At 70.6% G+C, this 25,965-nt stretch carries 27 protein-coding genes, 1 pseudogene and 1 riboswitch; of the genes and pseudogenes, 9 read left to right on the top strand and 19 right to left on the bottom strand.

Features of this window, described 5'->3' with window-relative positions; translation table 11 throughout:
• Window positions 1-170: 170 nt before the first annotated feature.
• The 5 genes from gcvPB to ACRWK7_RS31330 all read right to left on the bottom strand — a co-directional run bounded on the left by gcvPB (window position 171) and on the right by ACRWK7_RS31330 (window position 5,612).
• Complete coding sequence (gene gcvPB / locus ACRWK7_RS31310) at window positions 171-1,730, bottom strand: aminomethyl-transferring glycine dehydrogenase subunit GcvPB (protein ID WP_431861147.1); 1,560 nt, start codon at window positions 1,728-1,730, stop codon at window positions 171-173.
• Window positions 1,730-3,070, bottom strand: a complete 1,341-nt coding sequence (gcvPA, locus tag ACRWK7_RS31315) for an aminomethyl-transferring glycine dehydrogenase subunit GcvPA (protein WP_431861149.1) — start codon at window positions 3,068-3,070, stop codon at window positions 1,730-1,732. The genes gcvPB and gcvPA overlap by 1 nt, the downstream gene beginning before the upstream one ends.
• On the bottom strand, window positions 3,070-3,444 hold the full coding sequence (gene gcvH / locus ACRWK7_RS31320; protein WP_431861151.1) for a glycine cleavage system protein GcvH: 375 nt from the start codon (window positions 3,442-3,444) through the stop codon (window positions 3,070-3,072). Before gcvH ends, gcvPA begins: the two co-directional genes overlap by 1 nt.
• A 142-nt stretch (window positions 3,445-3,586) precedes the next feature.
• Complete coding sequence (gene gcvT, locus ACRWK7_RS31325) at window positions 3,587-4,699, bottom strand: glycine cleavage system aminomethyltransferase GcvT (RefSeq protein WP_431861153.1); 1,113 nt, start codon at window positions 4,697-4,699, stop codon at window positions 3,587-3,589.
• 161 nt (window positions 4,700-4,860) lie between these two features.
• A riboswitch (glycine riboswitch) is annotated at window positions 4,861-4,970 on the bottom strand.
• A gap of 72 nt (window positions 4,971-5,042) precedes the next feature.
• On the bottom strand, window positions 5,043-5,612 hold the full coding sequence (locus ACRWK7_RS31330; protein ID WP_431861155.1) for a hypothetical protein: 570 nt from the start codon (window positions 5,610-5,612) through the stop codon (window positions 5,043-5,045).
• Between the two features lie 101 nt (window positions 5,613-5,713).
• On the opposite strand from ACRWK7_RS31330, the gene ispH reads away from it, so the two are divergent.
• The 6 genes from ispH (at window position 5,714) to ACRWK7_RS31360 (ending at window position 9,587) form a co-directional block, all read left to right on the top strand.
• Window positions 5,714-6,697, top strand: a complete 984-nt coding sequence (ispH, locus tag ACRWK7_RS31335) for a 4-hydroxy-3-methylbut-2-enyl diphosphate reductase (protein ID WP_431861157.1) — start codon at window positions 5,714-5,716, stop codon at window positions 6,695-6,697.
• Window positions 6,698-6,849: 152 nt separating this feature from the next.
• Window positions 6,850-7,404, top strand: a complete 555-nt coding sequence (locus ACRWK7_RS31340; RefSeq protein WP_431861159.1) for a Uma2 family endonuclease — start codon at window positions 6,850-6,852, stop codon at window positions 7,402-7,404.
• Between the two features lie 40 nt (window positions 7,405-7,444).
• A complete protein-coding gene (locus tag ACRWK7_RS31345) occupies window positions 7,445-8,416 on the top strand; it encodes a homoserine kinase (protein ID WP_431861161.1) in 972 nt (323 codons plus the stop codon).
• On the top strand, window positions 8,413-8,889 hold the full coding sequence (gene rnhA, locus ACRWK7_RS31350; RefSeq protein WP_431861162.1) for a ribonuclease HI: 477 nt from the start codon (window positions 8,413-8,415) through the stop codon (window positions 8,887-8,889). Before ACRWK7_RS31345 ends, rnhA begins: the two co-directional genes overlap by 4 nt.
• Before the next feature lie 49 nt (window positions 8,890-8,938).
• Window positions 8,939-9,196 (top strand): AbrB/MazE/SpoVT family DNA-binding domain-containing protein, encoded by a 258-nt coding sequence (locus ACRWK7_RS31355; RefSeq protein WP_431861164.1) that lies wholly within the window; start codon window positions 8,939-8,941, stop codon window positions 9,194-9,196.
• A complete protein-coding gene (locus ACRWK7_RS31360; protein ID WP_431861166.1) occupies window positions 9,189-9,587 on the top strand; it encodes a type II toxin-antitoxin system VapC family toxin in 399 nt (132 codons plus the stop codon). Before ACRWK7_RS31355 ends, ACRWK7_RS31360 begins: the two co-directional genes overlap by 8 nt.
• 70 nt (window positions 9,588-9,657) lie before the next feature.
• Here the strand turns inward: ACRWK7_RS31360 and ACRWK7_RS31365 are convergent, their stop codons facing one another.
• Both ACRWK7_RS31365 and ACRWK7_RS31370 read right to left on the bottom strand, forming a co-directional pair.
• Window positions 9,658-10,140 carry a peroxiredoxin gene (locus ACRWK7_RS31365; protein WP_431861168.1) on the bottom strand — a complete coding sequence of 161 codons (483 nt, stop codon included), beginning with the start codon at window positions 10,138-10,140 and terminating at the stop codon, window positions 9,658-9,660.
• An 84-nt stretch (window positions 10,141-10,224) separates the two neighbouring features.
• Window positions 10,225-12,276, bottom strand: a complete 2,052-nt coding sequence (locus tag ACRWK7_RS31370) for a protein-disulfide reductase DsbD family protein (protein WP_431861170.1) — start codon at window positions 12,274-12,276, stop codon at window positions 10,225-10,227.
• Window positions 12,277-12,458: 182 nt separating this feature from the next.
• On the opposite strand from ACRWK7_RS31370, the gene ACRWK7_RS31375 reads away from it, so the two are divergent.
• Window positions 12,459-13,052, top strand: a complete 594-nt coding sequence (locus ACRWK7_RS31375; RefSeq protein ID WP_431861172.1) for a YqgE/AlgH family protein — start codon at window positions 12,459-12,461, stop codon at window positions 13,050-13,052.
• A 77-nt stretch (window positions 13,053-13,129) separates the two neighbouring features.
• Window positions 13,130-13,456: pseudogene (locus ACRWK7_RS31380) on the top strand (endonuclease domain-containing protein); the annotation flags it as partial.
• 55 nt (window positions 13,457-13,511) lie between these two features.
• Here ACRWK7_RS31380 and ACRWK7_RS31385 read toward each other — a convergent pair.
• The 4 genes from ACRWK7_RS31385 to thrC form a co-directional block, all read right to left on the bottom strand.
• Window positions 13,512-13,709 carry a hypothetical protein gene (locus tag ACRWK7_RS31385; RefSeq protein WP_431861174.1) on the bottom strand — a complete coding sequence of 66 codons (198 nt, stop codon included), beginning with the start codon at window positions 13,707-13,709 and terminating at the stop codon, window positions 13,512-13,514.
• A 112-nt stretch (window positions 13,710-13,821) separates the two neighbouring features.
• Complete coding sequence (locus tag ACRWK7_RS31390; RefSeq protein WP_431861175.1) at window positions 13,822-14,412, bottom strand: GNAT family N-acetyltransferase; 591 nt, start codon at window positions 14,410-14,412, stop codon at window positions 13,822-13,824.
• Between the two features lie 27 nt (window positions 14,413-14,439).
• Window positions 14,440-15,699: a M16 family metallopeptidase gene (locus tag ACRWK7_RS31395; protein ID WP_431861176.1), complete on the bottom strand. Its 1,260-nt coding sequence runs from the start codon at window positions 15,697-15,699 to the stop codon at window positions 14,440-14,442.
• Window positions 15,696-17,108 (bottom strand): threonine synthase, encoded by a 1,413-nt coding sequence (thrC, locus tag ACRWK7_RS31400; protein ID WP_431861177.1) that lies wholly within the window; start codon window positions 17,106-17,108, stop codon window positions 15,696-15,698. The genes ACRWK7_RS31395 and thrC overlap by 4 nt, the downstream gene beginning before the upstream one ends.
• A gap of 176 nt (window positions 17,109-17,284) precedes the next feature.
• Between thrC and ACRWK7_RS31405 the strand changes: the two genes are divergently transcribed.
• On the top strand, window positions 17,285-19,012 hold the full coding sequence (locus tag ACRWK7_RS31405) for an autotransporter outer membrane beta-barrel domain-containing protein (protein WP_431861179.1): 1,728 nt from the start codon (window positions 17,285-17,287) through the stop codon (window positions 19,010-19,012).
• A gap of 114 nt (window positions 19,013-19,126) precedes the next feature.
• Here ACRWK7_RS31405 and ACRWK7_RS31410 read toward each other — a convergent pair whose 3' ends face one another.
• The 8 genes from ACRWK7_RS31410 to ctaD form a co-directional block, all read right to left on the bottom strand.
• Window positions 19,127-20,620 (bottom strand): carboxypeptidase M32, encoded by a 1,494-nt coding sequence (locus ACRWK7_RS31410; protein ID WP_431861181.1) that lies wholly within the window; start codon window positions 20,618-20,620, stop codon window positions 19,127-19,129.
• Window positions 20,617-21,330: an SURF1 family protein gene (locus ACRWK7_RS31415; RefSeq protein ID WP_431861183.1), complete on the bottom strand. Its 714-nt coding sequence runs from the start codon at window positions 21,328-21,330 to the stop codon at window positions 20,617-20,619. Before ACRWK7_RS31415 ends, ACRWK7_RS31410 begins: the two co-directional genes overlap by 4 nt.
• Before the next feature lie 11 nt (window positions 21,331-21,341).
• Window positions 21,342-21,674, bottom strand: a complete 333-nt coding sequence (locus tag ACRWK7_RS31420) for a DUF983 domain-containing protein (RefSeq protein WP_431861184.1) — start codon at window positions 21,672-21,674, stop codon at window positions 21,342-21,344.
• Window positions 21,675-21,712: 38 nt separating this feature from the next.
• The gene (locus tag ACRWK7_RS31425; RefSeq protein ID WP_431861186.1) at window positions 21,713-22,567 is read right to left on the bottom strand and encodes a cytochrome c oxidase subunit 3; all 855 of its coding nucleotides are present in this window, start codon (window positions 22,565-22,567) and stop codon (window positions 21,713-21,715) included.
• A 17-nt stretch (window positions 22,568-22,584) separates the two neighbouring features.
• Complete coding sequence (locus ACRWK7_RS31430) at window positions 22,585-23,184, bottom strand: cytochrome c oxidase assembly protein (RefSeq protein ID WP_431861188.1); 600 nt, start codon at window positions 23,182-23,184, stop codon at window positions 22,585-22,587.
• Window positions 23,185-23,199: 15 nt separating this feature from the next.
• A complete protein-coding gene (locus ACRWK7_RS31435) occupies window positions 23,200-23,334 on the bottom strand; it encodes a hypothetical protein (RefSeq protein ID WP_431861190.1) in 135 nt (44 codons plus the stop codon).
• A 17-nt stretch (window positions 23,335-23,351) separates the two neighbouring features.
• On the bottom strand, window positions 23,352-24,260 hold the full coding sequence (cyoE, locus tag ACRWK7_RS31440) for a heme o synthase (protein WP_431861192.1): 909 nt from the start codon (window positions 24,258-24,260) through the stop codon (window positions 23,352-23,354).
• 78 nt (window positions 24,261-24,338) lie between these two features.
• Window positions 24,339-25,943 (bottom strand): cytochrome c oxidase subunit I, encoded by a 1,605-nt coding sequence (gene ctaD / locus ACRWK7_RS31445; RefSeq protein WP_431861194.1) that lies wholly within the window; start codon window positions 25,941-25,943, stop codon window positions 24,339-24,341.
• Window positions 25,944-25,965 lie beyond the last annotated feature (22 nt).

Genomic DNA, 25,965 nt, shown 5'->3' on the forward strand with positions numbered 1-25,965 from the left:
CCACGGTGATGCAGCGCTCCAAGGGCCTGTTCGGGCCGTCCAACGCCGCCAACGTCCAGAACCTCTCCGCCGGCATCGGCAACTTCGCCGGCCAGGGCGCCCTCGTCCGCCAGCGCTGAGCGCCGTGACCTGCAAAGCCCCTCTCCCGTCAAGGGAGAGGGGCTTTTTGCTTACTCCGCGGCCAGCGCCGGCTCGGACGCGGGCGTCCAGCGCAGCACCGGCTTGCGGGCCGCCGCCGTCTCGTCCAGGCGGCGGCGCGGGGTGAGCCGCGGGGCGCCCTGGAAGTACGCCACGTCGCCCGTCTTGGCGCGCTCCGCCAGCGACTTCAGCGCCAGGATGAACTGGTCGAGGCCGGCCTTGGACTCGGTCTCGGTCGGCTCGATCAGCAGGGCGCCGTGCACCACCAGCGGGAAGTACATGGTCATCGGGTGGAAGCCCTCGTCGATCAGCGCCTTGGCGATGTCGAGCGTGGTCACCCCCGTGCCCTTCAGGAAGCGGTCGTCGAACAGGCACTCGTGCATGCACGGCCCCTCGAACGACGCGCTCAGCGTGTCCTGCAGGCGCGCCATCACGTAGTTGGCGTTCAGCACCGCGTCGCCCGCCGCCTGCCACAATCCGTCGGCGCCGTGGCTGAGGATGTAGGACAGCGCGCGGACGAACATGCCCATCTGGCCGTGGAAGGCCTTCATGCGGCCGACCTCGGTGCCCTGCTCGCTGCCTTCCACCAGACGGAAGCCGTTTGCATCGTGCACCACGTAAGGCACCGGCACGAAGGGCGCCAGCGCCTCGGAGAACACCACCGGCCCCGACCCCGGCCCGCCGCCGCCGTGCGGCGTGGAGAAGGTCTTGTGCAGGTTGATGTGCATGGCGTCGATGCCGAGGTCGGCGGGCTTCACCCGGCCGACGATGGCGTTGAAGTTGGCGCCGTCGCAGTAGAAGTAGCCGCCGGCCCCGTGGATGGCGTCGGCGATGGCGCGCACGTCGCGCTCGAACAGGCCGCAGGTGTTGGGGTTGGTCAGCATGATGCCGGCCACGTCCGGCCCCAGCTTGGCCTCCATCGCCGCCAGATCGACGCGCCCGTCCGGCCCGGCCGGGATCGGATCGACCGAGAAGCCCAGCGCCGCGGCGGTCGCCGGGTTGGTGCCGTGCGCGCTTTCCGGCACCAGCACGCGGGTGCGCGTTTTCTCGCCGCGGTGCTCCAGCGCCGCGCGGATCGCCATCATGCCGGCCATCTCGCCGTGCGCGCCGGCCGCGGGGGCCAGCGTCACCGCCGGCATGCCGGTCAGCGTCTTCAGCCAGTGCGCCAGCGCGTCCATCAGCTCCAGCGCGCCCTGCACCGTGCTGACCGGCTGGAGCGGGTGCACGTCGCCGAAGCCGGGCAGCCGCGCCATCTTCTCGTTGAGGCGCGGGTTGTGCTTCATGGTGCAGGAGCCGAGCGGGTACAGCCCGGTGTCGATGGAATAGTTCTTCTGCGACAGCCGCGTGTAGTGGCGGACCACCTGCGGCTCCGACAGGCCCGGCAGACCGATGCGGGCGCGCGGCTTGACGGCGCCGAGGCGGAGCTGCGTGGCGGGCACCGCGGGCAGGTCGACGCCGGACATGCCGGGGCTGTCCTGCTCGAAGATCAGCGCCTCTTCGATCTGCAGGCCGCGGTTGCCGGTGACGGTCTCCGGAACGGCGCTGTCGGCGCCGGCCGGGGTGGAGGGGCGTCCCTGGGAATTCATCGTCATCACAGCACCTCGGAGAGCGCCTTGGTCAGCGCATCCATGTCGGACTCGGTGGTGGTCTCGGTGGCGGCGAGGATCAGGTGATCCTCCAGCTGCCCCGCGAACAGGCGCGAGGCCGGCACGCCGGCGAGGATGCGGCGCTTGGCCAGTTCCTCCACCACCTCCGCCGCGGCGCGCGGCAGGGTCACCGTGAACTCGTTGAAGAAGCTGTCGTTCACCACCGACACGCCCTTCACCCCGGACAGCCGGTCGGCGAGCTGCACCGCCTTGGCGTGGTTGATCGCCGCCAAGCGCGTGAAGCCCTCCTCGCCCAGCAGGCTGAGGTGGATGGAGAAGGCCAGCGCGCACAGCCCGGCGTTGGTGCAGATGTTGGAGGTCGCCTTCTCGCGGCGGATGTGCTGCTCGCGGGTGGACAGCGTCAGCACGAAGCCGCGGCGGCCGTCGGCGTCCACCGTCTGGCCGCACAGGCGGCCGGGCATCTGCCGGACGTACTTCTCCTTCACCGCGAACAGGCCGACGTACGGCCCGCCGAAGTTCAGCGCGTTGCCCAGCGACTGGCCCTCGGCCGCGACGATGTCGGCGCCCATCTCGCCCGGCGGGGTGAGCAGGCCGAGCGACACCGCCTCGGTCACCACGACGATCAGCAGGGCGCCCTTGGCCTGGCACTGCTGGGCGAGCGCGGTGTAGTCGCGCACATGGCCGAAGACGTCCGGGTTCTGCACGACGACGCAGGCGGTGTCGGCGTCCACCTGCGCGACCAGATCCTCGCCACCCTTGGGCGCCGGGGGCAGCGCCACCGCCTCGAAGCCGATGAAGTGGGCGTCGGTGGTGGTGACGTCGCGGTAGTGCGGGTGCAGGCCGCCGGACAGGATCGCCTTCTTCCGCCGGGTCAGGCGGTTGGCCATCATGACGGCCTCGGCGCAGGCGGTGGCGCCGTCGTACATGGAGGCGTTGGCGACGTCCATGCCGGTCAGCAGCGCGACCTGGGTCTGGAACTCGAACAGGACCTGCAGCGTGCCCTGGCTGATTTCCGGCTGGTACGGCGTGTAGGCGGTCAGGAACTCGCCGCGCTGGACCATGTAGTCCACGGTGGCGGGGATGTGGTGCTTGTAGGCGCCGCAGCCGACGAAGCTCGGCACCGTGCCGACCGCGATGTTCTTCGCCGCCATCGCGGACAGCTGGCGTTCGACCTCCAGCTCGCCCGCGAAGCCCGGCAGCCCCTCGACGGGGCCGGAGCGGCGGGCCGCCGCCGGCACGTCGCGGAACAGCTCGTCCACCGACGACGCGCCGATGGCCGCGAGCATCGCGTGCCGGTCGGCCTCGGTGAGGGGCAGGTAACGCATCAGTGCAGACCCTCCACGAAGCCCTTGTAGGCCGCTTCGTCCATCAGGCCGTCCAGCTCGGCCGGGTTGGCGAGCGTCATCTTGAAGAACCAGCCGTCACCCTCGGCGCCGGTGTTGACCTTGGCCGGCTCGCCCTCCAGGTCGGGGTTCACCTCGGTGACGGTGCCGGACGCGGGCGCGAAGACCTCGCTGGCGGCCTTGACGGACTCGACGACCGCGGCCTCCTTGCCCTGCTGCAGCGCGCGGCCGACCTCCGGCAGCTCGACGAAGACCACGTCGCCGAGCTGGCTCTGCGCGTAGTCGGAAATACCCACCGTGGCGACGTCGCCCTCGACGCGGACCCACTCGTGATCCTTGGTGTACTTGATGGTCATGGAAGCCCCCTGTTCGATGTTCGGTCTCTTAGCCCCTCCCCCCTCGCGGGGGAGGGGTTGGGGAGAGGGGGAGAAACGTGGCCGCTTCGCGGCGCCACCCTCTCCCCACCCCCTCTCCCGTCAAGGGAGAGGGGCTTGACGCTCAGCCCCGGTAATAGCGTTGCGGAACGAACGGCATGGCCGCGACCCGGGCGGCCAGCGGCTTGCCGCGGACCAGCAGCGCCAGCGGCGTGCCCTCGGATGCGCGGCCGATGTCCACGTAGCCCATGGCGACCGGGCCGTTCACCGTCGGGCCGAAGCCGCCGCTGGTGATCTCGCCCAGCCGGTTGCCGGCCTCGTCGACGATCTCCGTGTGCTCGCGCGCCGGGGCGCGGCCATCGGGCTTGATGCCGACCCGCCGGCGCTGGGCGCCGGACTTCAGCTGGCCCAGGATGATCTCGGCGCCGGGGAAGCCTCCCTCCTCGCGGCGGCGCTTGGACAGCGCCCACTCCAGCCCCGCCTCGACCGGCGTCGTCGTCTCGTCGATGTCGTGGCCGTACAGGCACAGGCCGGCCTCCAGGCGCAGCGAATCGCGGGCGCCCAGGCCGACGGCTTCGACCTCCGGCTCGGCCAGCAGGGCGCGGGCGATCGCCTCGGCGTCCACGGACGCGCAGGAGATCTCGTAGCCATCCTCGCCGGTGTAGCCGGAGCGGGTGATCAGCACCGGGATGCCGTTGAAGGTGGCCGGCAGCAGCGTCATGAACTTCATGGTCGCCGCCTCGGGGATGAAGCGCGCCAGCACGCCGGCCGCGTCCGGCCCCTGCAGCGCCATCAGCGCGGCGTCGGGCAGCGGCTCCACCTCCGCCTTGCCCTTCAGGCGCTCGCGCAGGTGGGCGATGTCGTGCTCCTTGCGGGCGGCGTTGACCACCAGGAACAGGTGGTCGCCGGCGTTGGTGACCATCAGGTCGTCCAGGATGCCGCCGGTCTCGTTGGTGAACAGCGTGTAGCGCATGCGGCCGCGGCCCAGCCCCCGGATGTCGCCGGGCACCAGCGCCTCCAGCGCCGCCGCGGGGTCCTCGCCGGTCAGGCGCACCTGCCCCATGTGCGACACGTCGAACAGGCCCGCCTTCGCGCGGGTGTGCAGGTGTTCCTTGAGGATGCCCGCGGGGTACTGCACCGGCATGTCGTAGCCGGCGAACGGCACCATGCGCGCGCCCAGCTCGACGTGCAGGGCGTGCAGGGGCGTCTTCAACAGACTTTCAGGCGAATCGGTCACGCGCGTCCTCCGACAGTGGTTCACGCCGCGCGGATGCGCGGTGTGCCAGCCCCCTCTGTCGTGGACCTGAGAGATTCACCGGCCGGGCGCAAGCCCGGAAACCGGTTTACTCCTTCGGTGAGACGCCCTGCCCGATGGCGGGGCGCCTGCTTTCCAGAGTGCCTTTCCCTGCGGTCCGTTTGCCTGAGAGTTTCCGGGGGCGGTTGCTCCTTCGGCGCCGCCTGCCAGCGCCTGATGAAGGCGCTGCGGCGGTCTCTCCCGCGAGGGGTCGTCGGCGTGTGCGGCTACCCTACCGGCTCGCCCCGGATTGTCAATCCGCGCGAAGGGCGGTAGGCCAAGCCGCTCAGCGCTTGATCTGCGCGAGGTTGAAGTTGAGCTGCTCCGGCGTCAGCTGGAAGCCGACCAGCACGCGCCAGCTCTTGGCGTTGGCGTCCTTGGGCAGCGGGATCTTCGGCGCCAGCTCCTCCTTGGTGACGACTCGCGTCTGGCCCTTCGGGAAGTTGACGGTGGTCTCGAACTCAGCCTTGCTGGCCGGGTTCTCCTCGTCCGGGCGGGCCACCGCCACGAAGTAGCGGTAGGTCGCCTGGTCGCCCTGCATGGCCGGGCCGCGCTCGGCCAGCACGAAGAGGTTCAGGTTGATGGTGACGCCGTCGCTGCCGTACTCGCAGTTGCCGCTGTAGTCGGTGAGCGCGGCGCGCGAGGTGACGTCGGTCATGTCCTTGCCGCCGGCGCGGAACTGCGTCATCTCCGACAGCTCACGCACGATGCCGATCTTCGGGCAGGCCAACGCCGCGGTCGCCGGATTCGCCGGCTGCCCGCCGCCGAACATCGAGCAGCCGGACAGCGCCAGAACGCCGAACGCCAGCAGGCTTTTCCGGACGGGGGTTCCTATATTACGGTCGCGGCGGTCCATGGGTCTGGCCTGTTCTCGGTTGGATCGTGTGGCGCCGCACTGTAGAGAACCCGCCGCACCCGCACAAGGCGGCGCACCGCTCTTGAGGACCCCGAGGACGTATGACTGCCAAGCCCCCGCTGACCATCCTGCTCGCCGCGCCGCGCGGCTTCTGCGCCGGCGTCGACCGGGCGATCCAGATCGTCGAGGTGGCGCTGGAGCGCTACGGCGCGCCGGTCTACGTGCGGCACGAGATCGTGCACAACCGCTTCGTGGTCGAGAGCCTGGAGGCCAAGGGCGCCGTCTTCGTCGATGAGCTGGACGAGGTGCCGGACGGCGTGCCGGTGGTGTTCTCGGCGCACGGCGTGCCCAAGGCGGTGCCGGCCGAGGCGGAGCGGCGCGGCCTGTTCTACCTGGACGCCACCTGCCCGCTGGTCAGCAAGGTGCACCGCGAGGCCGAGCGCCGCCACGCCGAGGGCCGGCAGGTGATCCTGATCGGCCACGCCGGCCACCCCGAGGTGGTCGGCACCATGGGCCAGCTGCCCCCGGGCGCGGTGGTTCTGGTGGAGACGGTGGAGGACGTGGCGCGCATCGAGGTCGAGGACCCGGGCAACCTCGCCTTCGCCACCCAGACGACGCTGTCGGTGGACGAGACGGCGGGCATCCTCGCGGCGCTCCAGGAGCGCTTCCCGGCGATCTCCAGCCCGCGCAAGGAGGACATCTGCTACGCCACCACCAACCGCCAGCAGGCGGTGAAGGCCATCGCGCCCACGGTGGACGCGGTGCTGGTGCTGGGCGCGCCGAACTCGTCCAACTCCAAGCGGCTGGTCGAGGTGGCGAAGAACGGCGGCTGCACCCGCGCGCAGCTGGTGCAGCGGGCGGCGGACATCGACTGGACGGCGCTGAGCGACATCCGCCGCCTCGGTATCACGGCCGGCGCCTCGGCGCCCGAGGTGCTGGTCGAGGAGGTGATCGCCGCGGCGAAGGAACGCTTCGAGGTCAGCGTGGAGCAGGTGCGGACGGCCACCGAGGACGTGGTGTTCAAGCTTCCCAAGGCGCTGACGGAAGAGGATGGGGCTTCCCGGAAGGTGGGGGCGGACGCATAATTCTCTGCGTTTGCGGTCCTGCGCTGGGCCCCCACCCTAACCCTCCCCCACGTCGCGGGGAGGGGATCTGTTCCTTCCCCCGCGACGTGGGGGAAGGTTGGGATGGGGGCCCAATGCATGCGCCTTTCCGGTCTCCAAGGCGGGAGAATGATGTGGCCGAGCCGATCAGCACGCCGATGACCATCGATACGTTCATCCCCTGGGCCGAGCAGATCCCCGATATCCGGTACGAACTCGTTCACGGCAAACCGAGAGCCAAGCCACTCAACACCGTGGGACATGGCTTGATCGTCGGCAACCTCATCGGTGAACTTGGCGGACGCCTGCACAAACCCTTTCGCGGCTTGATGGGCTGTGGCGTGCGGTTCGACGACCGCGATGAGTGCCTCTATTCTCCTGACTTCACCGTAACCGGCACGCCATACGACCCTCATGCTTATTGGGTCCGGCTTCCAGTCCTGATCGTGGAAGTCCTCTCCGAGAGCACCGCCACCCACGACCGCGGCACCAAGGTGCCTGACTACATGCGGATCCCCTCGGTGCAGGAGATCCTGCTGGTGGACAGCCGCGCCCCACGCGTCCAGCTGTGGCGCCGCGACGGGACGCGCTGGATCGTCGAGGACTTCGCGGACACCGCCACGCTGCCGCTGGCCTCGGTGGGCGTCGACCTGCCGATCCCGGCGCTGTACGAGGGCGTGGCGTTGTAGCCGTTGACCGCCGCCGCGAATCCCGGTAAGCGGCTGGCCCATGGCCGTATACACCGAAGTCTCCGACGAGGAGCTGAGCGCGTTCGCCGCCCAGTACGACCTGGGCGCCGTGCTGTCGTGCAAGGGCATCGCCGAGGGGGTGGAGAACTCCAACTTCCTCCTCGTCACCGAGACCGGGCCGTACATCCTCACCCTCTACGAGAAGCGCACCCGGCGCGAGGACCTGCCCTTCTTCCTCGGCCTGATGGAACATCTGTCGGAGCACGGGGTGGACTGCCCGCTGCCGGTGCACGCCCGCGACGGCGAGGCGCTGCACGAGCTGTGCGGCCGGCCGGCGGTGATCGTCACCTTCCTCAAGGGCATGTGGCCGCGCCGCATCCAGCCGCAGCACTGCGCGCAGCTGGGCGAGGCGCTGGCGCGCCTGCACCTCGCCGGGGCCGGGTTCGGCATGACGCGCGCCAACGCGCTGTCGCTGGCCGGCTGGCAGGACCTGTTCGCCCGGTGCGCCGAGCGCGCCGACGAGGTGCGCCCCGGCCTGCGCGACACGCTGGCGACGGAGCTGGACGCGCTGGCCGCGCACTGGCCGGGCGGGCTGCCGAGCGGCGTCATCCACGCCGACCTGTTCCCCGACAACGTGTTCTTCAGCGGCGAGCGGCTGTCCGGCCTGATCGACTTCTACTTCGCTTGCAACGACTACCTCTCCTACGACATCGCCATCTGCATGAACGCGTGGTGCTTCGAGGCGGACGGGTCGTTCAACGCCACCAAGGCGCGGCTGCTGCTGACCAACTACCAGCGCGTCCGGCCGCTGTCGGCGGAGGAGCTGAGCGCCCTGCCCTGGCTGTGCCGCGGCAGCGCGGTGCGCTTCCTGCTGACCCGGCTGTACGACTGGCTGAACCACCCGCCGGGCGCCTTCGTGCGGCCCAAGGACCCGCTGGAGTACCTGCGCAAGCTGCGCTTCCACCAGACGGTGCGGAGCGTCGGCGACTATGGCCTGGACACCGCGCCATGAGCGAGGCAAGCGACGCCAAGGCCGTCGACATCTTCACCGACGGCGCGTGCAGCGGCAACCCGGGCCCGGGCGGCTGGGGCGCCATCCTGCGCTTCGGCGCGGTGGAGAAGGAGCTGTGCGGCGGCGAGGCCAACACCACCAACAACCGCATGGAGCTGATGGCCGCCATCCAGGCGCTGGAAGCCCTCAAGCGGCCGGTGAAGGTGCGGCTGTACACCGACAGCGAGTACGTGAAGAACGGCATCACCCAGTGGATCAAGGGCTGGAAGGCCCGCGGCTGGCTGACGGCCGACAGGAAGCCGGTGAAGAACGTCGACCTGTGGCAGCGCCTGGACGAGGCGGCGCAGCGCCACGACATCGAGTTCCACTGGGTGCGCGGCCACGCCGGCCACCCGGAGAACGAGCGCGCCGACGAACTGGCCCGGCGCGGGCTGGCCGAATCGCGCGAGGAGCGCGGGCTGGGGCGGGCTTGACGCCTGCCGGCGCAGCTCTCAGAATTCTGAGAGCAATCGGAGTGGCGCCATGAAATCCGTACGCGTCCGGATCGACGAGCAGGGGCACCTCGCGCTTCCCGTCCAGCATCGGCAGGCCCTCGGCCTGAAGCCCGGCGACGAGGTGACGATCAGCGTCGAGGATCACGCGCTGCGGATCGCGCGGACGTTGACCGCACAGGCGGGCATCGCCGAAGCACGCCGCATCGTGCGCCAGTACGACCAGGGGAGCGGCTCGCCCGTTGACGACCTGATCGCGCAGCGACGGGCGGAGGCGCGGCGTGAGTGAAGCCGCTCTCGCCTGCGTGGTCGATACGTCGGCGGTGCTGGCCCTGCTGTGGGAAGAACCCGGAGCCGACATGGTGGCGGCGGCTCTCGAACAGGCCGCCATAAGCGCCGTAAACTGGTCGGAACTGGTTGCCGTCATGACCGAACGCGGCCTGCCGGACGATGCGGTCCGCGGCAGCCTGTCGGCCCTGCCCATCGCCGCCGTGGTTCCCTTTGATGGCGACCACGCGGAAATCGCGGGGCGCCTTCGGCGATCCACACGTCACGCCGGCCTGTCCCTGGGCGACCGCGCCTGCCTTGCACTCGGCTTGGCTCTGGGGCTGCCTGTCCTGACCGCCGACCGCGCGTGGCGCGACCTGCAAATCGGCGCCGAGATCCGCCTCATCCGATAGGTCGGGGTGCAGGGGCCCTGCCCCTGCCGCGGGAAGCGCGAGGGGCGCGCAGCCCCTCGCTACGTTCCGATCAAAGCGTCGCCAGCACCGCCTCGGCGCTCGACACTTCGAACTTGCCGGGCTCCTCGACGGCGAGGTGGGTGACCTTGCCGTCCTCGGCGACCAGCACGAAGCGCTGGCCGCGCTTGCCCAGGCCATAGCCCGAGCCGTCCATGGTCAGGCCCAGCGCCTCGGTGAAGGCGGCGTTGCCGTCGGGCAGCATGAACACCTTGCCCTCGGTGCCGTTCTTCTCGCCCCAGGCGCGCATGACGAAGGGGTCGTTGACGGCGAGGCAGACGATCTCCTGCACGCCCTTGGCCTTGAGCGCCTCGGCCTGCTGGACGAAGCCCGGCAGGTGCTTGGCCGAGCAGGTCGGCGTGAAGGCGCCGGGAACCGAGAACATCACGACTTTCTTGCCCTTGAAGAAGTCGCTGGTGTTCAGCTCCTGCATGCCGTTGTCGGTCAGGTGCTTCAGTGCGACGGACGGAACGGCGTCGCCAACGGAAATGGTCATGGTGTCTCTCTCCCTTTGTTCGCCGGCCCTTTGGTTCGTTGGGCCAAGCATCCGTTGTACCGGCGGGGCCGCCGTCCGGCAAGCTCAGCGCTTGGCGGATGCCCTGTCGAGCGCCTCGACCACCACCGCCTCGCTCAGCAGCTCGGGCAGGGCCACGCCGTCCGGCGCGCCGGGGCCGTAGACGATGTTGAACGGGATGCCGTAGCGGCCGTTCGCCGCCAGATAGGCGGTGATCCGCTCATCCGGCCGCGTCCAGTCGGCGCGCATGGCGACGATGCCGCCGCCCTTCAGCCGCCTGGCGGTCTCGCCGCGGTTGATGACCAGCTTCTTGTTGGCCTGGCAGGTGATGCACCAGTCGGCGGTGACGTCGACGAACACCGTGCGGCCGGCGGCGACGTGGCTGCGGACCGCCGCCTCGTCGAAGCTCTCCCAGCGCGCCACCGCGTCCACCACCGGGGCGGCGTCGGCGCCGCGGCCGAACTGCGCCGGCACGACGAAGGAGGCGACGGTCAGCAGCGCCGCCAGCGCGGCGCCACCCCACCCCACCGGCCCGCTTCGGCCGCCGCCGGCCCACAGCGCCGCCAGCAGCGCCAGCATCAGCCCTGCGACCACCGCGGCCACCGTGTCGCCGACCTGCACCGCCATGACGGTCAGCAGCCACACGCCGGTCAGCGCCAGCGCCGCGCCCATCACCCGGCGCAGCGCCAGCATCCAGCGCCCCGGCCGCGGCAGCAGCCGCGCGGCGCGCGGGAAGGCCGCGACCGCCAGGTACGGCAGCGCCAGCCCGACGCCCAGCGCCGCGAACACCGCGACGATCTCCAATGCTCCACGCGCCAGCGCGAAGCCCACGGCCGTGCCGAGGAACGGCGCCGAGCACGGCGTGGCCAGCAGCGTGGCGAAGGCGCCGGTGGCGAACGGCCCGGCCAGCCCATGCCCCTCCTCCGGCCCGGCCAGCGCGTCGGCGATCCGGCGCGGCAACGGGATCTCGAACAGGCCCCAGAGGTTGGCGGCGAACAGCGTCACCAGCACCACCATGAAGACCAGGAACAGCGGCTGCTGGAACTGGATGCCCCACCCCACCGCGGCGCCCGCCGCCTTCAGGCCGACCATGACGCCGGCCAGCAGCAGGAACGAGGCGACGATGCCCGCCGCCGAGGCCAGGAAGCCGGCGCGCACCGCGCGCGGCGGCGCGGCGGAGTGCTGCACGGCGTGCAGCAGCTTGAGCGACAGCACCGGCAGCACGCACGGCATCAGGTTGAGGATCAGCCCGCCGAGCAGCGCCACGCCCAGCATGGCGAGCAGCGACGGCGCCACCCCCGCCGGAGCGCCGCCGACCGGCCCGGCGGCGACGGTGGCGCGCAGCTCCGCGGCACGGGCGCCGTCCACCACGGTCAGCACCGCCGGCCGGCCGGTCAGGTCGGTGTCCTTCGGGGCGTCCGGCACCTGGAAGCGCAGCACCGCGGTGCGCCCGCCGTCCGACAGGCGAACGGTCGGCGCGGTGAGCGGCGCCGGCGGGTCGAGTTCGACGAAGACGTCGGGCTTGGCGAAGGGCTCGCGGGCGGTGGCCTCGACCTCCAGCACGGCGCCCTGGGTGCGGACGGCGCGGATCTCCAGCCCCGCCGCGCGCCCGTCGCCGGGCACGGAGTTCTCGGCGCGGGAGACGATGTTGGCTTCCGGCCCCGCGGCCGCCGGCCCGGCCGGCAGGGTCAGCGCCACATCGACGCGCTGCGGCACGCAGATCTCCGAGCACACCAGCAGGTCGACGCCGGCCTTGAGGCCCAGCGGCTTCCCCGGCTCGGCCGGCACGGCGCGCACCGGGAAGGTGACCACGCCCTCGTAGCCCACCGTCTCGATGCCCAGGGTCGTCGTGCGGTGCGGCACCGGGTAGCCGAACCCGGCCTCCTTCAGGTTGGCCGAGCCCTCCCACTCCACACGCGGCGGCAGGCCGGCGTCGCCGGGCGAGCGCCAGTAGGTCTTCCAGCCCTTGTCGAGGCGGACCTCCAGCGCCAGCGGCAGCGACTCGCGCTCGCCCACCGCCTCCACCGCCGAGACCAGCCGCGCTTCCACCGGCCCGCCCTTGACCCAGGGACCGGCGGCGGCGAAAGCGTTGCCCGAAAGGACAAGACCCAAGAGCATCGGAAGGACGGCAAGCTTTTTCATCGTCCGCACTGTTCTCATCTCAGTCCGCGATCCACCGCGCGTCCGGTGGCGCAAATTTGGGTGACAGCCTGCGCCTCCTGCTGTCACACTTGCAATTCAGGCGGCGGCGGGGTCCGTGCACCCCGGGTGTTTCCGCCCAGGACGAAGGATAGCCGCGCATGCCGTACTCGACCATGTCTTCCGGTCTCCTGAAGTCTTCCGAGTACCTCACCGGACAGCTTCTGATCGCCATGCCCGGCATGACGGATCCGCGCTTCCACCGCACCGTAATCTACATGTGCGCACACAACGAGGACGGCGCCATGGGGCTCGTCGTCAACAAGCTGTTCGGTTCGATCACGTTCCATGACCTGCTCGACCAGCTGGGCCTGGAGGATACCAAGCCCACGGTCAATTTGCCCGTGCATTATGGCGGACCTGTGGAATCCGGGCGCGGATTCGTCCTGCATTCGACCGATTACGTGCGCGAGGGCACGCTGGTGGTGGACGACGAGGTGGCGCTGACCGCCACCATCGACATCCTGCGCGCCATCGCCGAGAACCGCGGGCCGAAGCGCTCGTTCCTGCTGCTCGGCTACGCCGGCTGGGGGCCGGGTCAGCTGGACGCGGAGATCCAGGCCAACGGCTGGCTGAACGTGCCCTGCGACGAGGACCTGCTGTTCGACCCCGACCTGGAGGCGAAGTGGGAGCGCGCCATCGGCAAGCTGGGCGTGAGCGTGTCGATGCTGTCGGGCGAAGCCGGGCACGCGTGAGACGTCAAAAAGCCCCTCTCCCCTCGCGGGAGAGGGGTTGGGGAGATGGGCCGGCGCGGTAGTCCACCACGTTCGCCAAGCGCCTCCGCCAGAATTCCACGGACGTTGAACGCCGCCTCTGGAGCGCGCTCCGCAACCACCGACTCAATGGGCTGAAGTTCAAACACCAGCAGCCGATCGATCGGTACATCGTCGATTCCGTCTGCTTCGAGCGCCGGCTCGTCATCGAAGTCGATGGCGGCCAGCACGGCGCACCGGTGGACGCGGCGCGCACGGGGCACTTGGAGGCCCATGGCTTTCGGGTGCTGCGGTTCTGGAACCCGGGGGTTTTGACGAGACTGGAGGATGTGCTCGCCACGGTCCTCGCGGCGGCGGAGGATCCGGGCTTCGTGCGGGGCGGCTGAAGTGCCCCCCTCTCCCCAACCCCTCTCCCGCGAGGGGAGAGGGGCTCCAAACTTCTTAGCGCGAGGCCACCGCCAGGGCGACGCCGCGGGCCTGCATGAACTCCTGGCAGCGCTCGACCACGCGGCTGCCGACGACGATCGCCCAGGCGCTCTGGAACCCGGCGGACTCGTAGCGCACCTCGACGCGGCGGTCGGCCAGATTCAGCGTGTAGTGGCGGGAGGATTCCTGCGTCCAGATCGGCTTCTCGGTCATCGCTGCACCATAGGCTTTTGGAACGTTGTTGCCTGCAGGATGCCTGGAAGAGGTTAAACGTTGCTTAACCGCGCAATGTCCGGAATGTCCGAATAGGAGTTATTGATACTTCCTAATCGCGCCACTCCTCGCGCAGCATGGCGTAGAGCACGTGGTCGCGCCACGTGCCGTCGATGCGCAGGTAGCCGCGGGCATAGCCCTCGTGGGTGAAGCCGACCTTTTCCAGCAGGCCGCGGCTCGCCTCGTTGGTCGGCAGGCAGGCCGCCTCGACGCGGTGCAGGCCGAGCTGGCCGAAGGCGAAGTCCAGCACCAGCCGCGTCGCCGCGGAGATGTAGCCGCGCCGCGCGTACGGCTTGCCGGCCCAGTAGCCGAGCGTCGCCATCTGCGCCACCCCGCGCCGCACGTTGGACAGCCCCAGGCCGCCGACCATGGTGTCGCTCTGCCGGTCGAAGGCGAGGAAGCTGTAGCCCTCGTCGTCGCGCCATTCCTGCGCCTGCCGCCGCAGCCGGCGGGTGAAGGAGGAGCGGGTCAGCGCGTCGGCTGGCCAGGTCGGCTCCCAGGGCGTCAGGAAGGCGCGGGATTCGGCGCGCAGATCGGCCCATTCGCGCCAGTCGCGCGGCAGCGGCGGCCGGATGTAGCAACGCGACCCGTCGAGCCGCACCGCCGGCGGGCTGATCAGGCCGCTGCCGAGCAGGCGGATCATAAGGGCGCGCCTTTACGCCGGAAGCCGTCAGGCCAATCGGGCCGCGATCCGCTCATACGCCTCCAGACGGTGCACGGGGCCGAGCGCCGCCACGGTCGGGCGGCACTGGCGCAGGCGGCGGGCGGCGCGGGTGATCGCGTCCGCGTCCACGCCCTCGATGCGGGTGACGATCTCCTCCACCGGGATCGGCCGGCCGTAGACCAGCAGCTGCTGGCCGAGCTGCTCGCAACGCGACATGGTGCTCTCCAGCGCCATCAGCGTGCCGGCCTTCATCTGGGCGCGGGCGCGGGCCAGCTCGTCCTCGCTGACGCCGTCGGCGACCTTGACGATCTCCTCGCAGACCACCGGGACCAGTTCCTCCACCTCGCCCTCGCCGGTGCCGGCGTAGACGCCGAACAGCCCGCCGTCGCGGTAGCCCCCGGTGAAGGTGTAGATGGAGTACACGAGGCCGCGCTTCTCGCGGATCTCCTGGAACAGGCGGGACGACATGCCGCCGCCCAGCAGCGTCGACAGCACCGCGTGGGCGTAGAAGTCCGGGTCGTGGATGCCCACCCCGTCGAAGCCGAGCACGAGGTGCAGCTGCTCCAGGTCGCGCTCCTCGCGGAAGTCGCCGCCGCGGTAGAGGGCGGGCTCCGGCTCGGCGTGCGTGGTGTTGGGCAGATGGGCGAAGGCCTTCTCGGCCAGGGCGACGAAGGCGTCATGCTCGATCCGCCCGGCGGCGGCCAGCACGGTGGCCGGGCCGGAGTAGTGCCGGCCCAGGTAGTCCACCAGGGCCGAGCGCGGCAGTTTCCCGACGATCTCCGCCGAACCGAGCACCGGGCGCCCCAGCGCCTGCTCCGGGTAGGCGGTGGACTGGAAATGGTCGAAGATGATGTCGTCGGGCGTGTCGATGGCCTGCCCGATCTCCTGCAGCACCACGGTGCGCTCGCGCGCCAGCTCGCCCTCGTCGAGCAGCGAGTGCTGGAGCATGTCGGCGATGATGTCCAGCGCCAGCCCGGCGTCCTCGTGCAGGACCTTGGCGTAGTAGGCGGTGTGCTCGCGCGTGGTGTAGGCGTTGAGCTGGCCGCCGACGTTCTCGATCTCCTCGGAGATGCGGAACGCCGAGCGGCGCTTGGTGCCCTTGAACAGCATGTGCTCCACGAGGTGGGCGACGCCGTTGACGCTGGACGCCTCGTTGCGCGTGCCGACGCCGACCCAGCAGCCGAGCGACACGGTCTGCACGTCCGGCATGGTGTCGGTGGCGACGCGCAGGCCGTTCGCCAGCGTGGTCACCCGCACCCGGCTCATGCCACCCCCTGCGCCGCGCGGGCGCGCTGGGCGACGAAGGCCTGCACTTGGGCGAGGTCGTTGGGCAGCACGCTCAGCCGCTCCTCGCGCTCGTACAGGTCGCCCAGGCGCGGCGGCAGGGCGGGACGGCGGCCGGTGGCCTTCTCGACGGCGTCGGGGAACTTGGCCGGATGCGCGGTGGCCAGCACGACCACCGGGCGGCCGGGCGCGGTCTCGACCGCGGCGGCCGAGGCGACGCCGACGGCGGTGTGCGGATCGACGGTGTAGCCGCCGTGGCGCTTCCAGGTGTCGGTGATGGTGGCCATGGTGGCGGCCTCGTCCACCCGGTGGCCGGCGAAGACCGCCAGCGCCTGGGCGAGCTGCGCGTCGGTGACGGCGAAGCGGCCCTCGGCGCGGAAGGTGCGCATGCAGGCCTCCACCGCGGCCCCGTCGCGGCCCAGCAGGTCGAACAGCAGGCGTTCGAAGTTGGACGAGATCTGGATGTCCATGCTGGGGCTTAAAGTAGGCGTGACGCCCTGCGCCGCCATGGTGCCGCTGGCGAAAAAGCGCGCCAGGATGTCGTTGGTGTTGGAGCCGACGATCAGCTTGCCGATCGGCAGCCCCATGGCCCGCGCGCCGTAGGCGGCGTAGACGTTGCCGAAGTTGCCCGTGGGCACGACGAAGTCGATCTCGCGGTCCGGCGCGCCGAGCGCCGCCGCCGCCGCGAAGTAGTAGACGATCTGGGCCATGATGCGCGCCCAGTTGATGGAGTTCACCGCCGACAGGTTCAGCTTGTCGCGGAAGGCGGTGTCGTTGAACATCGCCTTCACGAGGTCCTGGCAGTCGTCGAAGCTGCCTTCCAGCGCGATGTTGTGGACGTTGGAGGACAGCACGCTGGTCATCTGCCGGCGCTGCACCTCGGACGTGCGGCCCTTCGGGTGCAGGATGAAGATGTCCACGTTGTGGCGGTCGCGGCACGCCTCGATGGCGGCGGAGCCGGTGTCGCCCGAGGTGGCGCCGACGATGGTCACCCGCTCGCCGCGCTTCTCCAACACGTGGTCGAACAGGCGGCCGAGCAGCTGCAGCGCCACGTCCTTGAAGGCCAGCGTCGGACCGTGGAACAGCTCCAGCACCCAGGTGCGCTGGTCGAGCTGGACCAGGGGCGTCACCGCGTCGTGGTCGAAGGTGGCGTAGGCGTCCCGCACCAGGGCGCGGAAGTCGCTTTCCGAGATCGCACCGCCAAGGAACGGCAGCATGACGCGCACCGCCACCTCGCTGTAGGGCAGGCCACGCAGCGCGCGGATGTCGTCGGCGGTGAACTGCGGCCAGGTCTCCGGCACGTACAGGCCGCCGTCGCGGGCGAGCCCGGTCAGAAGGACGTCCTCGAAACCCAGGGCCGGGGCCGCGCCCCGCGTGCTGATGTAGCGCACCGCGATCACTCTCGCTGGACAGGAAAGGCGGCAAAAGTAGCGGTAGGCGCGGGTTTTCCGCAAGCGGCATGGGCGCGATAAATCGCGGCGCACCGCATGGAATTTGCCGCACCGTGCGCCGGGCGCCGGACATGCTATAGCCACGGCATCGCTTCACGCAGCACACGGAGGACGGCATGGCGATCCGAACCCTCGCGGGAACCCTGGCCGCGCTCGCGCTGCTGGCCGCGGACCCGGCCGGCGCCGCCGGCGCCGCGACCGCCACCGGCATCCCCGGCCTGACCGTCCTCGGCACGGCAAGCGCGGAGTCGATGCTCACCGCCTTCCAGGGCATCTACGGCACGACCGAGGTCAACCCGCCGTTCGAATTGGGCACCACCGCGTACGTCGTGCGCACCACGCAGCCCTTCGTGGCGGTGCGCAGCTACGTCAGTCCACGCGACCTGCCAGGCAAGGCCGGGCAGACCGGCGGCTGGGTCATGCCGATCGCCGAGATGCGCGGGCTGACTCGGGCGCAGATCCTCGACCGCTGGGCGCTGCCGGTCTACGGCGACGGCACGCGCAACAACATGATGACGTTGGTCGTCGTCCCGGCCGGCGTGTCGTTCTGGAGCGGCGTCGCCGGCCCGATCACCAACGCCGTGGACGGCACCGGCAGCTGGGGCCAGGGCGGCGGCATCCAGTATTACGTCGGCTGGGGCGCGGCGGGTGTGCAGGGCTATCAGGTGCCGGCGGCCAACTACACCGTCACCGGCAGCGCCGACCCGGGGCCGGTGCTGGTCTACGGCCCGCGGCTGTCCGGCCCGGCGAAGGCGGTCGGAAGCTATCTGGACAGCCTGCCGGTGGCCGCCTACAGCGACCTCGACCGCGCGCTGCTGACGCTCGACGTGCTGAACCTGACCAGCCCGGCCGACGCCGCGCCGTTGCAGGCCGCCGTCCGGCAGTTCGGGCCGGAGGTGTACGGCGCGCTGCCGCACGTCCTCGACCACCAGCGCACGCTGTTCCTCGACGCGCTCGACCGGCGGGGCGGCCGGCCGGAGGCGGCGCTGGCGCCGGGGCTGACGGTGTGGACGCAGGCGCTCGGCTCGGCGGCGCGCCTGGGCAGCACCGAGACGATGGCGGGCTACCGCGCGGTCACCTGGGCCGGCATGAGCGGCGTGGACTACCGCGTATCCGAGGCGCTGGCGGTCGGCCTCGGCGGCGGCTACCTGCGCAGCCGGCTGGATTGGAAGGACGCCGGATCCAGCACCGGCCGGGTCGAGACGGCGCTGCTGGGGGTGCACGGCACCTACACGCCGGGCAGCGTCGTCCTGAACGGGCAGGTGGCGGGCGGCACCAGTTGGGGCGACGTCGGCCGCCGCATCGCCATCGCCGACAGCGGTGCCCTGCCCGGCGTCTCCACCGCCATCGCCCGCACCGCCACCGGCAAGCCACGGGCGGACTCCGTCGTCACCCGCCTCGACCTCGGCACCGAAGTGGCGCTGGAAAGCGCGCGGGTGACGCCCTTCGTCGGGCTGCAGCACGCGTGGCAGCACGGGCGCGGCTTCACGGAGAGCGGCGCCGACGGCCTGAACCTCGCGGTGGAGGGGCGGGACGGGCACAGCCTGCGCTCGCGCGCGGGCATCGCTCTCGCCTACCCGCTTGCCGCGGGCTGGACGCTGGGCGGCCGCCTGCTGTGGAGCCAGCGGCTGTCGGCGTCGTCCGCGGCGGTAAGCGCGGGGCTGGCCGGGCAGCCGGGCTCGTTCACCATCGGGACCACGGGTGAATCGCCGTGGAGCGTGCAGCCGGCGCTCGGGCTGTCCGGGCGGTTCACGGGCGGGCGGGCGTATGTGCGGTACGAAGGGGACCTGCGCCGGAACTACCGGGCGCATGCGGCGGTCGCGGGGGCGGCCCTGGCGTTCTGAGAACGTTTCTGAGCTGAGCCCCCACCCTAACCCTCCCCCACTGCGCGGGGGAGGGGATCAACTCCTCCCCCCGCGAAGTGGGGGGAGGTTAGGAGGGGGGCCGGGCCCTACGACTCATCCGCCCAGATACCGCCGCTCCAGATGCCGCTTGAACACCGCGGCGTCGAGCGGCCGGCCGGTGGCCCCGGTCAGCAGCTCGTCCGTGCTCGCCGGCAGGCTGCCTCGGCCGTGCACGTTCGTGCGCAGCCATCCCACCAGGGGGGCGAAGTCGCCGCGCGCCAGCCCCGGCTTCACGTCGGGCTCGGCGGCGCAGGCCGCTTCGAACAGCTGTGCGGCGGTCATGGCGCCCAGCGTGTAGGTCGGGAAATAGCCCCAGCCGCCGCCCGGCCAATGGATGTCCTGCAGGCAGCCCAGCCGGTCGTTCGGCGGCTCGACGCCGAGCAGCGTCCGCATGCCCTCGTTCCAGGCGCCCGGCAGCTCGGCGAGGTCGAGGTCGCCGGCGATCAGCGCCTTTTCCAGCCGGTAGCGCAGGATGACGTGCGCCGGGTAGGTCACCTCGTCGGCGTCGACGCGGATGAAACCGCGCTCGACGCGGGTGGTGAGGCGGCGCAGGTTATCCGGCTCCCAGGCCGGTCCGCCGCCGCCGAACGCCGCGCGCGCCTCGCCGGCCAGCCAGCCGATGAACTCGGCCGAGCGGCTGGCCTGCATCTCGACGATCAGCGACTGCGATTCGTGCGCCGCCATGCCGCGGGCGTTGCCCACCGGCTGCAGCATCCAGGCGCGCGGGCGGCCCTGCTCGTACAGCGCGTGGCCGGTCTCGTGCAGCACGCCCATTAGCGCCTTGGCGAAGTCGGCCTCGTCGTAGCGGGTGGTGATGCGCACGTCGTCGTTCGCGCCGCCGCAGAACGGGTGCAGCGACACGTCCAGCCGGCCGCGCGTGAAGTCGAACCCGGCGGCACGCATCATCCGCTCGCCCAGTTCCTTCTGGCGATCCACCGGGAACGGTCCCTCCAGGCGCAGCACCGGCGGCTCGGCCGCCTGCTTCTCCAGGACGCGCTCCAGCAGGTCGGGCAGGAAGCCCGCGAGGTCGTCGAACAGCGCGTCGATCCGCGCCGCGCGCGAGCCGGGGTCGTGCTCGTCCAGCAGCGCGTCGTAGGGGGAGACGCCCAGCGCCTCGCCCTTCGCCCGCGCGCCTTCGCGCACGAGGCGCAGAACCTCGCGCAGGGACGGCAGCAGGGCGGCGTAGTCGCTCTCGGCCCGCGCGGTGCGCCACGCCATCTCGCAGGCGGAGATCGCCTTGCTGGTCGCCTCCACCAGATCGGCGGGCAGCGCAGTGGCCTGGACGTGCAGGCGCCGCATCTCGCGCAGGTTGGCCGCCTGCCACGCGTCGAGCCCGCCCTGCGCCTCGGCCGTCGCGAGGAGGTCGGCCATGTCCGGCGCCGTCATCAGCTCGTGCGCCAGCACGGACAGGGTGGCGGTCTGCTCGGCGCGGCCGTCGGCGGCGCCATCCGGCATCATGGTCTGGGTGTCCCAGCCGAGGATGCCCAGGGCTCCGCCGATGGCGGCGACGCGGGCGAAGCGGCGTTCCAGGTCCTGGTAAGCGGTCATGGGTCCGATCTGCGGCGAAGGTGGAAGACGACGTAGATGACCAGCAGGGTCGCCGCGAGGCTATACCAGGTGATGGCGTATTGCAGGTGGTTGTTCGGCAGGTCCACCCGCGGCTCGATGCCCGCGGGGCCGCCGGGCGAGGACTGTCCCGGCAAGGCTTCCACCACCACCGGCGCCACCGCGGCCAAGCCGAGCGCGGCGGCCATGGCGGGCGGGTCGAGGCGGCTCCACACCTCGGCGCCGGGCGTGTTGCCGGGCTGCATCCAGCCGGCCGGCGCCGGCACGCGGGCGACGCCGCGCAGCGTCACCTCACCCGGCGGGCCGTCGCGGCGGGCCTCCTTGCGGTCCATCGGGATCCAGCCGCGGTTGACCAGCACCGGCGGGCCGCCGTCGGCGCGCTGCAGGGGGGTCACCACCTCGTAGCCCATCTGCCCCTGGCGCGGCCGGGCGATCATCAGGAGGGCGCGGTCGTTGAGCAGGCGCCCGGTGACGGTGACCGGGCGCAGGTCGAGAGCCTCGGGCTCGGGGAGGGAGGCCGGCAGCGGGATGGGGGCGGCCGCCATGCGCTCGTGCACGCGGCGGATCAGGTCTTCCTTCCAGCCCAGCCGCTCCACCTGCCACGTGCCGAGGCCGAGCATCGCCAGCACCGCCGGAACGGTGAACAGCGTCGCCCACAGGCTGGGGCGGAAGCGGCGGACGGAACCGGACATGGCGGCGGCGCTCACGCGGCGGGCCCCTCGTAGTCGTGGCGGCGGTAACGGTACTGGAGCGCGATCATGTAGGCCTTGGCCGGCCGCAGCATGCCGAGCGCCAGACCGAGGATCAGCGTGCCCCAGACCAGCGTGTGCAGCCACAACGGCCATTCCGCGTGCATCGACACCCACAGCGCGACCGGCACCACCAGGAAGCCGAGGATGAAGATCAGGAACACCGCCGGGCCGTCGCCGGTGTCCTGCTTGCACAGGTCGAGGCCGCAGACCTCGCAGACGTCGGCCACGGTGAGGAAGCCCTTGTAGAGCCTCCCCTTGCCGCAGCGCGGGCACACGCAACGCATGCCCGCGCTCAACGGCGCTACCCGTGGGTAGTATGTGGTCAATGCCCGGCGGCCGCGCCCAGCGACCCCCACCAGTAGATGGAGACGAACAGGAACAGCCAGACCACGTCCACGAAGTGCCAGTACCAGGCCGCCGCCTCGAAGCCGAAGTGGCTGTTCGGCGTGAAGTGCCCCTTCACCGTGCGGTACCAGCAGACCGCCAGGAAGATGGTGCCGACGATGACGTGGAAGCCGTGGAAGCCCGTCGCCATGAAGAAGGTGGACGGGTAGATGCCGTCGGTGAAGCCGAACGAGGCGTGGCTGTACTCCCAGCCCTGGAAGAAGCTGAACATGATGCCGAGCAGCACGGTCAGGCCCAGCGCCTGCGCGGCCTTCTTGTTGTTGCCGTGCACGATCTCATGGTGCGCCCAGGTGACCGTGACGCCGGACAGCAGCAGGATGACCGTCATCATGAACGGCAGGTGGAACGGGTCGAACGGCTTGATGTGCGGCGGCGGCCACACGCCGTGCGGGTTCTGGGCGAAGATCTTCGGGAACAGCGAGGCGTCGAAGTACGCCCAGAAGAACGCCGCGAAGAACATCACCTCCGACGCGATGAACAGCGCCATGCCGTAGCGCAGGCCGATCTTCACCACCGGGGTATGGGCGTGCTCGACCACCGCTTCCTTGATGATGTCGCGCCACCACAGGAACATCACCGCCGACACCGCCAGGAAGCCGAGGACCAGCAGCCACACGGTGTTGTAGTGCATGTACATGACGGCGCCGGTGGCCAGCAGGCCGCCCGCGAAGGCGCCGGCCAGCGGCCAGGGGCTGGGCTTCACCAGGTGGTAGGGGTGCGGGATGCCCTCCCCGTGCGCCGTGGGCGCTGTGTCGTGCGTGATGTCGGCCATTTGCTCCAACCCCGTGCTCAATTCGTGGCGCCGGTCTCGCCCGGGCGGGCGGCCGTACGCTCCTTGGTTGACGATGCCGCGCCGGTCTTGGCGCGGAAGAAGGTGTAGGAGAGCGTGATGGTCTTCACGTCCTCCGCGTCGCGGTCGTTGACGATCGCCGGATCGACGAAGAACGCCACCGGCATATCGACGGCCTCACCGGGGTTCAGCACCTGCTCGGTGAAGCAGAAGCACTCGATCTTGTTGAAGTAGGCGCCGGTCTTCTCGGGCGTCACGTTGAACACGGCGGTGCCGGTGAGCGGCTCCTTGCCGCGGTTCTCCGCGTGGTAGCTGACCAGCACCGTCTCGCCGAGCTTCGCCGTCACCTCCCGCTGGTTGGGGCGGAAGACCCAGGGCAGCCCGGCGTTGACGTCGGCGTTGAAGCGCACCGTCACCGTGCGGTCGAGCACGGTGTCCGGCGCCTTCTCCGCCCGCTGGGTGGTGCCGCCAAAGCCGGTCACCTGGCAGAACAGCGAGTAGAGCGGCACCGACGCGTAGGCCAGCCCGACCATCCCGAAGGCCAGACCCAGCAGGCCGAACAGAAAGTTGCGGTTGCGGCGGCGGGTGCGCTCGTCCATCCCCAGCCTCCCGGCTCAGTGCCCGCCGCCCATGCGGACGATGGTGATCAGGTAGAACAGCGCCACCAGTCCCAACAGCGCCAGCAGCGTGGCGATGTTGCGGCCGCGCAGCCGCTTGGCACGATCGTCTTGCGGTTCGGTCATCGCCATTTAGAAACCTCCGGGCCTTAGAAATTCACGGGAACGGCGTGCTCGCCCACCAGCAGGGCGAACAGCAGGAACAGGTACAGGATCGAGAAGCCGAACATCTGCTTGGCCGGCTTGTCGTCGGTGGCCTTCAGCACGCGCACCGCGCACAGCACGAACAGCAGCCCCAGCACCACCGCGCCGGCCAGATAGGCGTAGCCGGCGATGCCCAGGACGAACGGCGCCACCGCGGTCGGCAGCAGCAGCAGCGTGTAGAGCAGCATCTGCCGCTTGGTGGCATCCGGCCCCTCGACCACGGGCAGCATCGGCACGCCGGCCCGCGCGTAGTCGCCGCTGCGGAACAGCGCCAGCGCCCAGAAGTGCGGCGGCGTCCACAGGAAGATCAGCGCGAACAGCGCGATGGACGCCACGTCCACCCCGCCGGTCACCGCCGCCCAGCCGATCATCGGCGGGAAGGCGCCGGCGGCGCCGCCGATCACGATGTTCTGCGGCGTGCGGCGCTTCAGCCACATGGTGTAGACGAAGACGTAGAACAGCGTGGCCAGCGCCAGGATGCCGGCCGCCACCCAGTTCACCGCCAGCCCCATCACCACCACCGAGGCCACCGCCAGGAAGACGCCGAAGGCCAGCGCCTCGTCCGGCGCCACCCGGCCGGTGGGGATCGGCCGCTTGGCCGTGCGGGCCATCACCGCGTCGATGTCGCGGTCGTACCACATGTTGATGGCGCCCGACGCCCCGGCGCCGACGGCGATGCACAGCACCGCCACCGCGGCGAGCAGCGGGTGCAGGTGCCCCGGCGCCACCACCAGCCCGGCGAAGCCGGTGAACACCACCAGCGACATGACGCGGGGCTTCAGCAGCTCGATGAAGTCGCCGACGGTGGCGGACGGCGCGTCGGCGGAGACGCGCTGGACGGTGAGATCCGTCATTCTTCTTCCTCCGGTGACGGGGGAGGCGGTTCCCTCCCCCGCGTCTCTAACCCTCGACCAGGTTTACGCGATGCCCGATCACTTGATCTTGGGCAGCGTCTCGAAGGCATGGAACGGCGGCGGCGAGCTGACCGTCCATTCCAGCGTCGTGGCGCTCGGGCCCCAGTAGTTCGCCCCCACGCGCGCCCCGCGGGTCAGCGTGGTGATGGCGATCCACACGAACAACAGCGTGGAGCCGAAAGAGATGTAGGAGCCGATCGAGGAAATCATGTTCCAGCCGGCGAACGCATCCGGGTAGTCCGGGATGCGGCGCGGCATGCCCGACAGGCCCAGGAAGTGCTGCGGGAAGAAGGTCAGGTTGACGCCCACGAAGGTCGTCCAGAAGTGGACCTTGCCCCAGAACTCCGGGTACTGGCGGCCCGACATCTTGCCGATCCAGTAGTACCAGCCGGCGAAGATCGAGAACACCGCGCCCAGCGACAGCACGTAGTGGAAGTGCGCGACCACGTAGTAGGTGTCGTGCAGCACCACGTCCATGCCGCCGTTGGCCAGCACCACGCCGGTCACGCCGCCGACGGTGAACAGGAAGATGAAGCCGAAGGCCCACAGCATCGGCGTCTTGAACTCGATGGAGCCGCCCCACATGGTGGCGATCCAGCTGAAGATCTTGATGCCGGTGGGCACCGCGATGATCATCGTGGCGGCGGTGAAGTAGGCCTTGGTGTCGACGCTCAGGCCCACCGTGTACATGTGGTGCGCCCACACGACGAAGCCGACGACGCCGATGGCGACCATGGCGTAGGCCATGCCGAGGTAGCCGAACACCGGCTTCTTCGAGAAGGTCGACACGATGTGCGAGATGATGCCGAAGCCCGGCAGGATCATGATGTAGACTTCGGGGTGGCCGAAGAACCAGAACAGGTGCTGGAACAGGATCGGGTCGCCGCCGCCCTCCGGGTTGAAGAAGGAGGTGCCGAAGTTGCGGTCGGTCAGCAGCATGGTGATGGCGCCGCCCAGCACCGGAACCGCCAGCAGCAGCAGGAACGCGGTCACCAGCATCGCCCAGACGAACAGCGGCATCTTGTGCAGCGTCATGCCCGGGGCGCGCATGTTGAAGATGGTGGTGATGAAGTTCAGGGCACCCAGCACCGACGAGGCGCCGGCGAGGTGCAGCGCGAAGATCGCCATGTCCACCGACGGGCCGTTCTGGCCCATGGCGCCGGACAGCGGCGGGTAGATGGTCCAGCCGGTGCCGGCGCCCTGGCCGACGAAGGCCGAGCCCAGCAGCAGCAGGAAGGCCGGCACGATCAGCCAGAAGCTGATGTTGTTGAGGCGCGGGAACGCCATGTCCGGCGACCCGATCATCATCGGCACGAACCAGTTGCCGAAGCCGCCGATGACCGCGGGCATGACCACGAAGAACACCATGATCAGGCCGTGCGCGGTGATCAGCACGTTCCACATCTGGCCGTCGCCGACGATGCCGAGGCCCGGGTGCTGCAACTCGGCGCGCATGATGACGGAGAACAGACCGCCGATCAGGCCGGCGATCACCGAGAACACCAGGTACAGCGTCCCGATGTCCTTGTGGTTGGTGGAGAACAGCCAGCGCTCGACGAAGCCCGGCGTGTGGTGGTCGTGCCCGTGGGCGTCATGCCCGTGCGCACCGGTGGAGTTAGCCATCTCTATCCCTCGCTTATGCGAT

The organism is Azospirillum sp. (assembly GCF_050789165.1).